Consider the following 14163-nt stretch of genomic DNA (forward strand, 5'->3'; position numbering starts at 1 on the left):
ATCCCGGAAAGACCGGGATTAGATATTTTATAGCGATGCCATATCGTGATGTACTATATTTTCTTCAAGTGCATTCCATAGCCCTATTCTTTTTTCGAGCGCCATGATGGATATATCTTCTACTTCTTTCCATTTTTGGATATCACTGCCGCATAGCTCTGAGATCATCTGCATGGCCATTGGCCCGTGTTCGTCTGCATCCAGTTCTATGTGTCTTTCAAAATAATAGATAAGTTTGTCCAGATTGGTTTCCGGAAAATTGTTCTGAAAGTTCTTCAGTATTTCGGTAAACATAGAAGGTATGAGGTCTTCACGCCCAAAGGTAAAAGCTGCAGCAATTTCATGAGGCTTACCTTGTTCTATAACTCTAAAAGTGAAATCTATAAATGCTTTAATGTCTTCGTGCAGATTACTCTTTTTAATAGATACAAAGATGTTTTGAGTTGCTTCTACATCATTTAAAAAATCTTCTATAGCGATAACGTCTGCTCCGCAGGCTTTCATAGCATCCAGATACATTTCATAATGACTTTGTCTTTTTCCTTCACTATTAATATCGGTTTCTTCTGCCAATACAATTTCGTTAATAAGATAGCGAATTTCAGGATTGCCCACTGGTAGCCACGGTGTGGTTGTGCAGGTAAGTTTACTTTGGAGTGCTTTAAGCAGTGACATAAAGTCCCAAACGGCATATACATGTCCTTCAAGAAAATGTCTAAGGTCATCTATGGTTTTTACGTTGCCATATAAAGAGTGTTGTAACAGTAGTTCCTTTTGGGGCTGGATGCTATTGTTAATAGTAGCGATGTTCATAGCAGAAATTTTTACAAATTTAAAAAAGCTTAATTTATTATAGGTCTTTTTTATATCGATTTTATCAATACAAGAATAGTGCCTTAATTTTGCTTGATGCGTATTTATAACGCTAAATAGCTTAATAATATTGAGTTAAAAGTTTGCTGTAATTTACGTCTATAATAACGATAAGGTTTTCTGTTGAAAACTTTTTTTTTAAACCAAAGAGCCATTCACTTGTTTGTGAATGGCTCTTGTGAAAAGAATATTACAAATATTAGCGGTTATAAAAACTGCAATCATTTACAGGATTGTCAAAATAGATTGATGTAACCATCAAATCTGTTGATACAATCTGAAAAATTTCTTTTTCAATAACAATATAATATTGTGGTGCTATCCCAGATGTATTAAGGTAATCAATAGCTGTAAATGAACTTAAATCGCCCATTCCGGGTATTGGTGTTGTAACATTTATGGGTTGAGACTGAAGTAAGGATACTGTATTTAGATTAATATAGCTTAATGTAGTCATTGCTGGCGGCTGCCCCTGTTGCGAAGCAATAGATTTTGCACTATATATTCTTATGAAATTACTATTGTTAGCATATGGGGCAATTGTAAATCTTCTCAACGCAATATCTAAAGGCGGACCAGGATAAGTAAATAGTAAAGAGGCGTCAAAATTTGTTGTACTGGTATTGTATGTTAATTTATAGATGCGTCCGCCACGCAGTCCAAATAATTTATTAATATCATCGTCAATTAATTCTATTTCATCCAGCAAAAAATCTGCTCCGTTAAGTTTTACAAGACCGTATTTATGGTTTCCTATTCCTGATCGATATGTAATATCTGAAAAGTTAGTGTCTGTTCTGCCTAATGCGGCTATATCATCATCATAGGCTCCCACGCCATAATATAATAAATCATTTAATGATGCTCCGGAGCCAAAGACAGAGGGAGTACCAAAAGTGTACTGCTTTCTTAGTAATTGCAAACTTATAGGATTTGACCCTATTGCATAATTTTTGGTGTTGGCTTTTTCTAAATTTTCTCGAGTTCCTGTTGTTGCTTCTGTGTTTTGTTCGAAAGATTCCTTTTCACAGGAAACAACTCCGGCTAAAGAAAGGAATAATAATCCATAAATTGTTTTTTTCATAATTATGTTGGTTTTGGTTGATAATACAGGTTTAAAATAAACTCTAATTGAAGATAAATAAAAAAAATATGACACGTGTTTTTTGAATTGATAATCAGTTGTTTGTAGGTTTTTATCGATGAAATCCAAAAAAAAATCCCACTACTGAAATTCAGTAGCGGGATTTTATATTTGTGTGCACAAAGTGCAGTGATAATTTTATTTAAAAGCAGCGTGGCCTGTAATATCCATACCTGTAATTAGCAGGTGGATGTCATGAGTACCTTCATAAGTAATAACACTTTCTAAGTTCATCATGTGGCGCATGATAGAGTATTCACCAGTAATACCCATTCCGCCAAGAATCTGACGTGCTTCACGAGCTATGTTGATAGCCATGTCTACGTTGTTTCTTTTTGCCATAGAGATTTGTGCTGTAGTAGCCTTTCCTTCATTACGAAGTACACCAAGTCTCCATGTTAATAATTGCGCTTTAGTGATCTCAGTGATCATTTCAGCAAGTTTTTTCTGTTGTAATTGTGTTGCAGCGATAGGTTTGTCAAACTGAATGCGTTCTTTTGCATAGCGCAAAGCAGTATCATAACAGTCCATTGCAGCACCTATAGCGCCCCATGCAATACCATAACGTGCAGAGTCAAGACATCCTAGTGGTGCGCCAAGACCAGATTTGTTAGGTAACAGGTTTTCTTTAGGAACTTTAACATTGTCAAAAATCAACTCTCCTGTAGCAGAAGCTCTTAATGACCATTTATTGTGAGTTTCAGGAGTTGTAAAACCTTCCATGCCACGCTCTACTACTAGCCCATGAATACGGCCGCTTTCATCTTTAGCCCATACTACTGCGATGTCTGCAAAAGGTGCATTAGATATCCACATTTTAGCACCGTTAAGTAAATAATGGTCACCTTTATCTTTAAAGTTAGTTACCATACCACCTGGGTTAGAACCATAATCAGGCTCGGTAAGACCAAAACAGCCTATAAATTCACCAGAAGCAAGTTTAGGTAAGTATTTCATACGTTGCTCTTCGTTACCGTACTTCCATATTGGGTACATAACAAGAGATGATTGAACTGATGCTGTAGAACGAACGCCGCTATCACCTCTTTCTATTTCCTGCATGATCAGGCCATAAGAAATTTGGTCAAGACCTGCTCCGCCATATTCTTCAGGGATATAAGGACCAAAAGCGCCAATTTCGGCTAAACCATTAATGATTTGCTTAGGGAATTCAGCTTTTTGGGCATAGTCTTCTATAATTGGAGATACTTCACGCTTAACCCATTCACGGGCTGCGTCGCGCACCATTTTATGTTCGTCAGACAGAAGTTCGTCTAAAAGGTAATAATCGGGTGCCTGGAATAGATCGGGTCTCATTTGCTTTAGTTTTTAAACAGGAGCAAAAGTAATTAAGTATTCTAACAAATCAATAAAAATTTGTTGTATTTCCGATAAAAAATCAAATAATTTGTACATCGAAAACGTTTTAGACGGCTATTCTTAATAAATAGGTCTGCTAATCATTCTAATTAAATATTTAATGTATAGAATTATAATTCCATTTTTTCTATTTGTAATTCCGGGTCGTGCACAAACAGGAATAAAAACAATAAAAGAGAAGCAGCAGGCTATAGTAGAAGAGTATGCTGATAATTGTGCTCAAAAACATCATTACTTTTCTTCAGAATGGCAGGACTGCCTTGATGCCGGTCTTAAAATTGATCCTACTATTGCCTATTTATGGCAGCAAAAAGCCATGCCTCGTTTTAAACAGCGCAAGTATGAGCTTGGTATGATTGATCTTGATAGAGCTGTTATGTATGATAGAGAAAGATATCTTGATTACAGAGCGTTTATAAAATGTATTTTTTCTAAAAATTACAGGGATGCACTAAAAGATTTTAGTGATTGTAAAAAGGAGTATGGAAACAGGTATGTAATGGATCATACGTATGATTTTTATATAGCACTTTGTTACTTACAGCTTAACGAATTCGATGAAGCTGAAAAGCTGCTGACGAATTATATAAATGATATGCAGCAAAAAAATGGAGAAGACTGGGTGCATCCCAATGCTTTATTCTATTTAGGGATATGTAAATATGAGAAAAAGAAGTATGATGAAGCGTTGGTTGTTTTTGACAGGGCGCTTAAAATATATGCTGAATTTTCAGATGTAAAATATTATAAGACAATTATTCTTATGGAGCAGGGAAAAGAGCAGGAAGCTAAGAGTTTATTTAAAGAAGCTAGGGCAAATGCTAAAAGCGGTTTTACTATTAATGAAGATAATGCTGTTTACGAAACATATCCTTATCAGGTAATGTGGCCAAAATAGGATTACATTTTTAAATAAAAATCTTTTGTGAGTGCAATATACTCAGATGTATATTCATGACGCGCAGTTTCAATAATAAGCTCGTCTATTATTATTTCGCGTTTATTCCTGCTAAAAGCAATCATACTTCGCTTAATTTCGCTAGTAGGTGTGCCTTTAACTCTTGTAATTTTAAAAGGGAAAAGATCGAACTCTTTAGCGAGTGCAATAAAACTGTCTTCTTCTTTAAAAGGGATAATTACACAAAAAATGCCATTTTCGGATAGTAATAAATCGGCAGCTTCAATGAGATCTTCAAAAGGGAGTGATGCTGTAAAGCGTGCTTTGTCACGCTGTTCGTCTCCGGAAGTGTAATCTTCGGTATAAAAAGGGGGATTAGAAACAATAAGATCATATTCGTCTTCCGGCTCTTCCATGAATTCATCCAAGCCGGCATGATAACAAAAAAGCCGGTCACCCCAAGGAGAGTTTTCAAAATTGTCTACAGCTTGTTCGTAGGCATCATCATCAATTTCCATCGCATCAATTTGCTCGGCATTGCTGCGCTGTGCAAGCATAAGAGCGATAACTCCGGTGCCGGTTCCAATATCTAATATACTATAAGGTATGTTTTCCAGTGGGCTCCATGCACCAAGTAATACACCATCGGTGCCTACCTTCATGGCGCATTTGTCCTGATTAACAGAGAATTGCTTGAATTGGAACATTTTGAATATTGAGAATGAGTAATGAAATGAGACGGATTTAACCGTGTCAATAAATATCTAACTATTAAGGTAAAGATCTACTAAACCTTCGGGAGTATTAAGTACTACCTTTTTGTTTTCGCGGTCTATCTTTACAATGAAGTCATCAATCATTGGAACTAAAATCTCGATATCGCCTTTTAGTATTTCAAAAAGAGGCTGGGCAGAACTGTCGTTAATAGAAACAATTTTACCAATAACACCAAGACGTTGATCTTCGGCGTCAAAGCCTATAACTTCATGGAAATAAAACTTATCACCTTCCAGTTTTGGCAATGCAGATAATGGCAGGTATATTTCACATCCCATTATTTTGTCTGCTTCTTCTTCATTGTCGATATCTTCAAATCGGGTTCTTAAAAAGTCTCCTTTATGTAGTGAGGAGCTTTCAATAAAAAATGGAACCAGGTGTTTGTTGAATTCAACAAACACCGATTCCATGTTTTCGTATAACTCAGGTTCGTCAGTGTCCAGATAGATAAGGACTTCACCTTTGTAGCTAAATTTTTTAGCGATTTTACCTAAATAGAAACAATCTTCTTTACGCATGTACCGCTTTTAAAAAATTATGCTTGAGTTTCTTCGTTGCTTTCTTCAGACGTCGCTTCAGCAACAGTTTCTTCTGCAGCCTCTTCAGTTGCAACTTCTTCTGTTTTGTTAGCGTCAGCTTCAGCTTGTTTAGCTGCAGCAATACGGTCTTCGTTTACTTTCTTTTCAGCAGCAAAAGCTTTTGCTTTCGCGTCAGCTTGTGCAGATGTAAGTCCGTCTTTTTTAGCACCAACTTTTCCAGCTTTTTCTTCAAGCCATGCAGCTAATTTAGCATCAGCCTGTTCTTGAGTAAGGGCACCTTTACGAACTCCTCCATCAAGGTGGTGTTTAAGTAAAGCTCCTTTGTAAGATAGGATTGCTTTTGCAGTATCAGTAGGTTGTGCACCATTGTGTAACCACTGTACAGCACTGTCAAGATCTAAATCAATCGTTGCAGGGTTAGTGTTTGGATTGTAAGTTCCTATTTTTTCAAGGAATTTACCATCTCTTTTAGAGCGGCTGTCCGCTGCTACTACCCAGTAAAAAGGTTTTCCTTTTTTACCGTGTCTTTGTAATCTAATTTTTACAGGCATAATCTTTAAGATTAGTTTTGAGGTACACGACCTCTGTTAATTAAGGGTGCAAAGATATAAAAGTTTAGCAAACAAATGCTTTGTGTGTCGTTTTTTATGATTTTTACGGCATAGATTTCTTGATTAATTAATTTTTATTGTGATTTATTTTATTTTGATTAGGATATATTCCATAAAAAACTATTTTTGTCGTTGTAAAATTTGAATTACCCCTTCTAACTTTTTAATAATGAAAAAAATTTTATCACTCTTAGTATTGTTGGTTGCGTTTACCTCATGTGAAGAAGATGTAAAGTTCAACACCCCGGCAGTGCAGTCTATTAAAGGTACAGGTGCAGAGAAAGTATTGTGGAAAGCTACAGAGTTTTCTGCAGTTAGAACAGGCAATGCATTAACGCTGACAGCTACAAATGGTTTTGAAACAGTGATATTAAAAACAACATCTGTAACACCTGGTGAGTATGTACTTGGAACAGGAGTGGCAAATAAGGCAACATATGCTTTATCTGTAGATGGAATTGAAGAGTTTTATCAAACAGGTACAGATCTGGGTAATGGGCTTATAACTATTTCTGCAGATAATACCGATACAACTAAAGGGTATATATCGGGCTTTTTTCGATTTAACGCTGTGAGTGATGCAGGGGTTACAATTAATTTTCAGGAAGGTGTGTTTTACAAAGTGCCAATTAAGGTTGCGCCATAAGTAAACCGAATTATATATAAACCGCCTTTAAGGCGGTTTTTTTATGGTTATCAGGGAGATAGGTTGATAAAATTGTATTAAAAAAAAATAATAAGTTGTTTTATAACGAAATAAGTTTACATTTGTATGGTATAAACACCGAACAAATAATTTTTTTTTATGAATATATTCGTGGGAAGCCTTCCGTTCAGTATTGAGGAGGCAGATTTAAGAGAGTCTTTTGAGGCTTATGGTGCTGTAGAGTCTGTAAAAATAATTACAGATAAATTTACTGGCAGAAGTAAAGGTTTTGGTTTTGTTGAGATGCCAAACGATGACGAAGCTCAAAAAGCTATTGACGAGCTTAACGGAGCAACTGTTCAAGGTAGAGCTATCGTTGTAAACAAAAGCGAGCCAAGACCGGAAGGTGAGAGAAGGACTTTTAACAACAACCGTAGCGGTGGTGGAGGTTTCAATAGAGACAACAACCGCGGTGGTGGTGGAGGTGGTGACCGTGGCGGATACAACCGTGGCGGAAGCAGCCGTTACTAATATAAAGGCTTTAGTTACAGAAAACCACCCATCGGGTGGTTTTTTTTTGTTCATAAATCTATTTTTTCTATACCTCAAAATAACGTATTTTTGAAAAGTCTACCTTTTTAGGGCAGGCTTTCTTTTTTTAACTTCCAAAATCCTTAGTTGGTATGTACCTGATATTTGACACTGAAACCACCGGATTACCCAAACGATGGGATGCCCCAATTACAGATACCGATAACTGGCCTCGCTGTATACAAATAGCATGGCAGCTGCATGATGAAATGGGTGGGCTTATTGAGCATCAGGATTATATGGTTAAGCCGGATGGTTTTAATATACCCTATGACGCAGAGCGTATTCACGGAATTTCTACAGAACTTGCTGCTGAACAAGGTATCTCTTTGGATGAAGTATTAGAGAAGTTTAATATAGCACTGTCTAAATCTAAATTTATTGTTGGTCAGAATGTAGGCTTTGATGTTAATATCATGGGGTCTGAATTTTACCGCATGGGTATAGAGACTGATCTTTCTACAATGAAAGTATTGGATACCTGTACCGAGGTTACTGCAGATCTTTTAAAGCTTCCGGGTGGACGTGGCGGAAGGTTTAAACTACCTACACTTACAGAGTTGCACCAGTATCTTTTTGGAGTGCCATTTTCTGAGGCGCACAATGCTACTGCCGACGTTGAAGCTACTACACGTTGTTTCCTTGAATTGGTTAAAAAACAAATTTTTACGCCACAGGAACTTGATGTTTCACCATCTTATTTCGAAGAATTTAATATCCAAAACCCACAGCCAATACAACTGATAGGGTTAAAACATATCAACTTAAAACAGGCTTCAGAAGAGGTGCGAAAGCGTCTTGAAAAACTGAAAACTGCCGAAGTTTTACATACACAGACACCTTCTGTACAGCAGGATCTTGCCGATCTGGATTTTGTGCACCTGCACAATCATACTCAATTTTCGGTACTGCAATCTACCATCTCGGTGCCCGATTTGGTTAAGGCTGCTGCAAAATATAAAATGCCTGCTGTTGCGATGACCGATCATGCGAACATGATGGGGGCCTTTCATTTTGTGAGTAATGTGCTTAACCATAACAAAGCAGCTGAAGCTAAAAACAAAGCAGCGGTAGAAAATGGTGAAGAGCCTACAGAGGTGATTATGAAACCTATTGTAGGATGTGAATTCTTTGTATGCGAAGATCATAAAGATAAAACAAGAAAAGACAACGGTTATCAGATAGTACTTTTGGCTAAAAACAAAAAGGGCTATCATAACCTGGCAAAAATGTCATCTATCGCTTATACGGCAGGTTTTTATTATGTGCCAAGGATAGATAGAAAGATCATAGAACAGTACAAGGATGATATCATGGTATTGTCCGGGAACCTGTCTGGAGAGGTGCCTAATAAGGTGCTTAACATGGGGGAAAATCAGGCCGAAGAAGCATTGCAATGGTGGTCTAAAACCTTCGGTGATGATTTTTATATTGAGTTGATGAACCATGGTCAGGAAGATGAGAACCGTGTAAATCAGACACTAATAGCGCTGGCGCGGAGGAATAATGTAAAACTTATTGCTACAAACAATACTTATTACGTTAATAAAGAAGATTCTCATGCCCATGATATTTTACTATGCGTAAAAGACGGAGAAAAACAGGCAACACCTATTGGCCGTGGTCGAGGATTCCGTTACGGACTTCCAAATAACGAATACTATTTTAAGACAGGTGAAGAGATGAAAAAACTCTTTGCCAATACACCTGAGGCTATTATCAACATTCAGGAGATTGTAGATAAGGTGGAAATTTACTCTTTATACAGAGATGTACTTCTTCCGAAATTTGATATTCCGCATGAATTTCTTGTTCCAGAAGATGAAGCAGACGGAGGTAAGCGTGGTGAAAATAAATATCTTGCTTATCTTACTTATAAAGGTGCAGAAAAGCGTTACGGCGAAATTACCGATGCCATTCGGGAACGTCTTGACTTCGAGCTTAATACTATCCTGAATAGTGGATACCCGGGATACTTTCTTATTGTACAGGATTTTATTGCCAAGGCTCGTGAACTGGATGTATCGGTAGGGCCGGGAAGGGGATCTGCTGCTGGATCAGTTGTGGCTTATTGTCTTTGGATTACCAATATAGACCCTATCAAATACGACTTGCTTTTTGAGCGTTTCCTGAATCCGGACCGTGTATCCATGCCCGATATTGATATCGATTTTGATGATGAGGGCCGTGGTCGTGTTATGGATTATGTAATTAACAAATATGGCGCAAGCCAGGTAGCTCAGATCATTACCTACGGTACCATGGCGGCAAAATCGTCTATCCGTGATACGGCAAGGGTATTGGATTTACCGTTATTTGAAGCCGATAAAATTGCTAAGCTGATTCCAAATCTTAAGCTGGCTAAAATATTCAGTCTTGATCCCGCTGCGCTTAAAGCAGCAATGCGTGCTGAGGAGTATGAAAAAGTGGTGGAGCTTATTGCTTTGGCTGAAGGGAATGATCTTAGTTCTGAAACCATTCAACAAGCGAAAGTGCTTGAAGGATCGTTGCGAAATACGGGTATCCATGCCTGTGGTGTAATTATTACACCGGATGATATTACCAACTTCGTTCCGGTATCGGTAGCAAAAGACTCTGATCTTTATGTTACCCAGTTTGATAACTCGGTCGTAGAAAGTGCAGGGTTGCTTAAGATGGACTTCCTGGGGTTGAAGACCCTTACCCTTATAAAAGATACCGTTAAGCTTGTAAAATACAAGCACAATATAGAACTCGATCCGGAAGCATTTCCGATAGATGATGTAAAAACATACGAACTTTTCCAGCGCGGTGAAACTGTAGGAGTATTCCAGTATGAGTCGCCTGGAATGCAAAAGTATATGAAGGACCTTAAGCCTACGGTTTTTGGAGACCTTATTGCCATGAATGCTTTATACCGTCCGGGACCTTTGGAGTATATTCCTAGTTTCGTTAGAAGAAAAAATGGGGAAGAAGAAATAAAATATGACCTTGATGCCTGTGAGGAATACCTAAAAGAAACCTATGGTATTACCGTATACCAGGAGCAGGTGATGCTACTGTCGCAAAAGCTGGCGGGTTTTACTAAAGGTGAGGCCGACGTTTTGCGTAAAGCGATGGGTAAAAAGCAAAAGGATGTACTGGATAAAATGAAACCTAAGTTTGTAGCGCAAGCTGCCGAAAAAGGTCATGATCCGGGGACATTGGAAAAAATTTGGAAAGACTGGGAGGCCTTTGCGAGTTATGCCTTCAATAAATCCCACTCTACCTGTTATGCGTGGATTGCCTATCAAACGGCCTACTTAAAAGCGCATTATCCGGCAGAATATATGGCAGCAGTACTATCCAATAACATGAATGATATCAAACAGGTTACTTTCTTTATGGAGGAATGTAAGCGAATGGGTTTACAGGTTTTGGGGCCTGATGTGAATGAATCATTCTATAAATTCACGGTAAACGATCTGGGCGCCGTTCGTTTTGGTATGGGTGCGGTAAAAGGAGTAGGATCAGGCGCGGTACAAACGATAGTAGAGAACAGAAAAGACGGAAGATATAAGTCGATTTTTGATCTAGCCAAGCGTATAGACTTGCGCGCGGCCAATAAAAAAGCTTTTGAGAATCTTGCTCTTGCAGGAGGATTTGATTGTTTTACAACGACTCATAGAGGGCAGTATTTCCATATGGACAACAGTGAAAATATCTCATTTCTTGAAAAAGCAATGCGTTATGGATCGAAATTTCAGGAGAATGAAAACTCATCGCAGGTAAGTCTTTTTGGTGAAGCCAGCGAAGTACAGATTCCTGAGCCTGTTGTTCCGCCTTGTGAAGAATGGAGCACGATGGAAAAATTAGCCAAGGAAAAAGAGGTTGTAGGTATTTATATCTCAGGGCATCCACTGGATGACTATAAGTTTGAGATGAAATATTTTTGCAATGCAAAACTTGAAGCACTTAAAAATTTAGAGCAGCATGTAACCAAGAATCTTAGTTTTGGCGGTATTATATCAAACGTGCAGCACAGGGTTGCCAAGAATGGTAAAGGCTGGGCATCGTTTGTACTGGAAGGCTATGACGAAAGTTATGAATTCAGGATATATGGTGAAGAATATCTTAAGTTCAGGCATTTCCTTATAGGGAATAATTTTACGTTTATGAGGGTACTGATAAAAGAAGGCTGGGTAAACCAGGAAGGTAAGAAAGGGGAGCCTAGAATTCAATTTGTTGCTATTCAATACCTACAGGATGTATTAACAACATTTGCTAAAAAACTGATCATTCAGTTTAATGTGGTCGATTTGCAGGAGCGGCTTATAGCATCGCTAAGTGAGTTATTCCGCAATAATGCCGGAGATAACGGAGTAACTTTTGAAGTTATGGAACTGCAAAAAGTAATGAAAAAGGTAGAGATCGCTGCAAGCCCGATTTTAAAAGAACCTACAGATGATGGTGAAGAGAATGAATTCGATCAGGAGGTTTCGCAGGCTGTTATAACAGATGTAGAAGACATACAGGTGGTTACTAAACTTATTATGCCAAGCAGGAAGTTAAAGGTGAAAATAAGTAATGAATTATTGCAGGAGCTGGATAAGCTTCAGGTTAACTTTAAACTGAATTAATTTTGCAAATAAATTTCGTCTATACGGGCATAGGGAAAACTAATATATCTTTAACGGTCTTTCAATAAATAATGATTATTTTTGTTATCTAAAAATCAAACGAAATTAGAATATGGCACAAGCAATAACTGATGCTACTTTTGAAGAAGTGGTATTAAAATCAGATAAACCGGTATTAGTAGACTTTTGGGCAGCATGGTGTGGACCATGTCGTATGGTAGGACCAATCATTGATGAAATTGGAGCTGAGTACGAAGGTAAAGCTATCGTTGGTAAAGTAGACGTAGATGCTAACCAGGAATTTGCTGCAAAATACGGTGTAAGAAACATTCCTACTGTATTGGTTTTCCAAAATGGAGAAGTTGTTGGCAGACAAGTAGGTGTTGCTCAAAAACAAACGTATACTAACGCAATCGACGCATTACTATAATCGACGCATTGCAACAAGATAAAAAAGTCCCGCTTTTGCGGGACTTTTTTATTATACATCTGCTGTAACGGTTTCTTCTGTTTTAGGGTGTGATGCTTTTTTATGGTCATAGTGCTCGTTGTCCCATTTGGCGAGTTCGATAATGATGGGTAAAAGCGTTTTTCCTTTTTCGGTCAGGCTGTATTCAACCCTTGGCGGAAGTTCTTTAAATTCTTCTCTTAGTAATATGCCATCAGATTCCAGTTCCTTTAAGGTTGTGGTAAGTACTTTCTTAGAGATAGAGCCTATGGAGGCGTGAATTTGTCCGAACCGCGCTGTGCGTGCTCTCAAAACATAAATAACTATAGGTTTCCATTTGGTGCCCAGTATCGCCATAGAGCGGTGCATGGGGCAGTTACTGTATCTAAATACGTCATTTTTCATTTTAGGTTACTTAGAGGTTACCACTATATACTATTAATAGTTACAAATGTAGACTATTATGTTTTAACTTTGGCAATATAAAATGATATAAGATAGATAGCAGGATGCTGTCGTTAATTTAATAAGCTATAAAAATGAATTTCGAATCGCTTTTTACTCCCTTTCAATACAAAGGCCTTAACCTGAAAAACAGGTTTGTAATGGCTCCTATGACACGTACATTCTCTATTGATGGTGTGCCGACACAACTTGTAGCCGATTATTATGCCCGAAGAGCTGCTGCTGAGGTTGGCCTTATTATTGCCGAGGGCACGGTTATCAATCGTCCATCCTCTAAAAATCAAAAAGATATTCCTGATTTTTATGGTGATGCCGCTTTAAATGGCTGGAAAAAAGTTGTTGAAGATGTGCATGCTGTTAATGGTAAAATTGCACCACAATTATGGCATGTTGGAAATACGCCTATGGGATGGGATGCTCCCGCTCCATTTGAAAGTCCGGATACAATGACATCGCAGGATATAGAAGATACGATTAAAGCATTTGCAGATGCCGCACGAAATGCAAAGGCTTTAGGGTTTGATGCTTTTGAGATACATGGCGCACATGGATATCTTATCGATCAGTTCTTTTGGCAGACAACCAATAACCGTACTGATGAATATGGAGGAAAGACACTAAAAGAAAGAAGCCGTTTTGCAGTAGATGTAGTAAAGGCTATGCGCGCGGCAGTAGGTCCTGACATGGTTATTATATTGCGTCTTTCGCAATGGAAACAACAGGATTTTGATGTAAAACTGGCAGCAAATCCAACAGAGATGGAAGAATGGTTACTTCCGTTGGTAGAGGCAGGAGTAGATATTTTCCACGGGTCGCAGCGCAGGTATTGGGAAAGCGAATTTGATGGTAGTGACCTGAATTTCGCAGGATGGATTAAAAAAGTAACAGGACAGCCGGTTATTACAGTTGGATCTGTAGGGCTAAGCAGTGATGTTATGGGATTGTTTACGCGTGGTGAAGGTGCAGGAACTGCCGAGATGACCGATATGCTTCGCCGTTTTGAACGTGGCGATTTTGATATGGTAGCTATAGGACGCGCCTTGCTTCAGGATCCGGAATGGGTTCAGAAAGTGAAAATGCAGCGTTTTGATGAATTAAAGGCTTTTGATACAGCGAGTCTTCAGTCGTTATATTAAATATCAGTTTGTAAAGATCTGTGTGGTTATGGCCATTCAGATCTTTCTGTTTTAATG

At 38.1% G+C, this 14163-nt stretch carries 13 protein-coding genes; 6 read left to right on the forward strand and 7 right to left on the reverse strand.

Annotated elements, in window-relative coordinates:
- Nucleotides 1-27 precede the first annotated feature (27 nt).
- The 3 genes from EPI11_RS01040 to EPI11_RS01050 form a co-directional block, all read right to left on the reverse strand.
- The gene (locus EPI11_RS01040; protein WP_128388102.1) at nucleotides 28-813 is read right to left on the reverse strand and encodes a DUF3050 domain-containing protein; all 786 of its coding nucleotides are present in this window, start codon (nucleotides 811-813) and stop codon (nucleotides 28-30) included.
- A gap of 259 nt (nucleotides 814-1072) precedes the next feature.
- Entirely contained in the window at nucleotides 1073-1957 is an 885-nt protein-coding gene (locus EPI11_RS01045) for a hypothetical protein (protein ID WP_128388103.1), read from the reverse strand.
- 198 nt (nucleotides 1958-2155) lie between these two features.
- Nucleotides 2156-3334 (reverse strand): acyl-CoA dehydrogenase family protein, encoded by a 1179-nt coding sequence (locus EPI11_RS01050; protein WP_128388104.1) that lies wholly within the window; start codon nucleotides 3332-3334, stop codon nucleotides 2156-2158.
- 163 nt (nucleotides 3335-3497) lie between these two features.
- Between EPI11_RS01050 and EPI11_RS01055 the strand changes: the two genes are divergently transcribed.
- The gene (locus tag EPI11_RS01055; RefSeq protein ID WP_128388105.1) at nucleotides 3498-4295 is read left to right on the forward strand and encodes a tetratricopeptide repeat protein; all 798 of its coding nucleotides are present in this window, start codon (nucleotides 3498-3500) and stop codon (nucleotides 4293-4295) included.
- A 2-nt stretch (nucleotides 4296-4297) separates the two neighbouring features.
- Here the strand turns inward: EPI11_RS01055 and EPI11_RS01060 are convergent, their stop codons facing one another.
- From EPI11_RS01060 to EPI11_RS01070, 3 genes are read right to left on the reverse strand one after another with little or no spacing between them, the layout of a single operon-like run.
- Nucleotides 4298-5002: a tRNA1(Val) (adenine(37)-N6)-methyltransferase gene (locus tag EPI11_RS01060; protein ID WP_128388106.1), complete on the reverse strand. Its 705-nt coding sequence runs from the start codon at nucleotides 5000-5002 to the stop codon at nucleotides 4298-4300.
- A 57-nt stretch (nucleotides 5003-5059) separates the two neighbouring features.
- Nucleotides 5060-5590 carry a ribosome maturation factor RimM gene (gene rimM / locus EPI11_RS01065; protein ID WP_128388107.1) on the reverse strand — a complete coding sequence of 177 codons (531 nt, stop codon included), beginning with the start codon at nucleotides 5588-5590 and terminating at the stop codon, nucleotides 5060-5062.
- 17 nt (nucleotides 5591-5607) lie between these two features.
- Complete coding sequence (locus EPI11_RS01070; RefSeq protein ID WP_128388108.1) at nucleotides 5608-6162, reverse strand: 30S ribosomal protein S16; 555 nt, start codon at nucleotides 6160-6162, stop codon at nucleotides 5608-5610.
- Between the two features lie 229 nt (nucleotides 6163-6391).
- Between EPI11_RS01070 and EPI11_RS01075 the strand changes: the two genes are divergently transcribed.
- The 4 genes from EPI11_RS01075 to trxA all read left to right on the forward strand — a co-directional run bounded on the left by EPI11_RS01075 (nucleotide 6392) and on the right by trxA (nucleotide 12487).
- A complete protein-coding gene (locus EPI11_RS01075; RefSeq protein WP_128388109.1) occupies nucleotides 6392-6868 on the forward strand; it encodes a DUF6252 family protein in 477 nt (158 codons plus the stop codon).
- Between the two features lie 159 nt (nucleotides 6869-7027).
- Entirely contained in the window at nucleotides 7028-7399 is a 372-nt protein-coding gene (locus EPI11_RS01080; RefSeq protein WP_128388110.1) for an RNA recognition motif domain-containing protein, read from the forward strand.
- 152 nt (nucleotides 7400-7551) lie between these two features.
- Entirely contained in the window at nucleotides 7552-12057 is a 4506-nt protein-coding gene (gene dnaE / locus EPI11_RS01085) for a DNA polymerase III subunit alpha (RefSeq protein ID WP_128388111.1), read from the forward strand.
- Between the two features lie 112 nt (nucleotides 12058-12169).
- Complete coding sequence (gene trxA / locus EPI11_RS01090; RefSeq protein WP_128388112.1) at nucleotides 12170-12487, forward strand: thioredoxin; 318 nt, start codon at nucleotides 12170-12172, stop codon at nucleotides 12485-12487.
- A gap of 51 nt (nucleotides 12488-12538) precedes the next feature.
- On the opposite strand, the gene EPI11_RS01095 is transcribed toward trxA, so the two are convergent.
- Nucleotides 12539-12910: a winged helix-turn-helix transcriptional regulator gene (locus EPI11_RS01095; RefSeq protein WP_128388113.1), complete on the reverse strand. Its 372-nt coding sequence runs from the start codon at nucleotides 12908-12910 to the stop codon at nucleotides 12539-12541.
- 134 nt (nucleotides 12911-13044) lie between these two features.
- Between EPI11_RS01095 and EPI11_RS01100 the strand changes: the two genes are divergently transcribed.
- On the forward strand, nucleotides 13045-14106 hold the full coding sequence (locus tag EPI11_RS01100; protein WP_128388114.1) for an NADH:flavin oxidoreductase: 1062 nt from the start codon (nucleotides 13045-13047) through the stop codon (nucleotides 14104-14106).
- The last annotated feature ends 57 nt before the right edge of the window (nucleotides 14107-14163 follow it).

This window comes from Flavobacterium cerinum (assembly GCF_004028155.1).
Classification (GTDB): domain Bacteria; phylum Bacteroidota; class Bacteroidia; order Flavobacteriales; family Flavobacteriaceae; genus Flavobacterium; species Flavobacterium cerinum.

Bases quoted from the DNA above. Each gene is read 5' to 3' on its own strand.
- EPI11_RS01040 (WP_128388102.1), bottom strand. From the start codon at position 813: ATGAACATCGCTACTATTAACAATAGCATCCAGCCCCAAAAGGAACTA.
- EPI11_RS01045 (WP_128388103.1), bottom strand. From the start codon at position 1,957: ATGAAAAAAACAATTTATGGATTATTATTCCTTTCTTTAGCCGGAGTT.
- EPI11_RS01050 (WP_128388104.1), bottom strand. From the start codon at position 3,334: ATGAGACCCGATCTATTCCAGGCACCCGATTATTACCTTTTAGACGAA.
- EPI11_RS01055 (WP_128388105.1), top strand. From the start codon at position 3,498: ATGTATAGAATTATAATTCCATTTTTTCTATTTGTAATTCCGGGTCGT.
- EPI11_RS01060 (WP_128388106.1), bottom strand. From the start codon at position 5,002: ATGTTCCAATTCAAGCAATTCTCTGTTAATCAGGACAAATGCGCCATG.
- rimM (WP_128388107.1), bottom strand. From the start codon at position 5,590: ATGCGTAAAGAAGATTGTTTCTATTTAGGTAAAATCGCTAAAAAATTT.
- EPI11_RS01070 (WP_128388108.1), bottom strand. From the start codon at position 6,162: ATGCCTGTAAAAATTAGATTACAAAGACACGGTAAAAAAGGAAAACCT.
- EPI11_RS01075 (WP_128388109.1), top strand. From the start codon at position 6,392: ATGAAAAAAATTTTATCACTCTTAGTATTGTTGGTTGCGTTTACCTCA.
- EPI11_RS01080 (WP_128388110.1), top strand. From the start codon at position 7,028: ATGAATATATTCGTGGGAAGCCTTCCGTTCAGTATTGAGGAGGCAGAT.
- dnaE (WP_128388111.1), top strand. From the start codon at position 7,552: ATGTACCTGATATTTGACACTGAAACCACCGGATTACCCAAACGATGG.
- trxA (WP_128388112.1), top strand. From the start codon at position 12,170: ATGGCACAAGCAATAACTGATGCTACTTTTGAAGAAGTGGTATTAAAA.
- EPI11_RS01095 (WP_128388113.1), bottom strand. From the start codon at position 12,910: ATGAAAAATGACGTATTTAGATACAGTAACTGCCCCATGCACCGCTCT.
- EPI11_RS01100 (WP_128388114.1), top strand. From the start codon at position 13,045: ATGAATTTCGAATCGCTTTTTACTCCCTTTCAATACAAAGGCCTTAAC.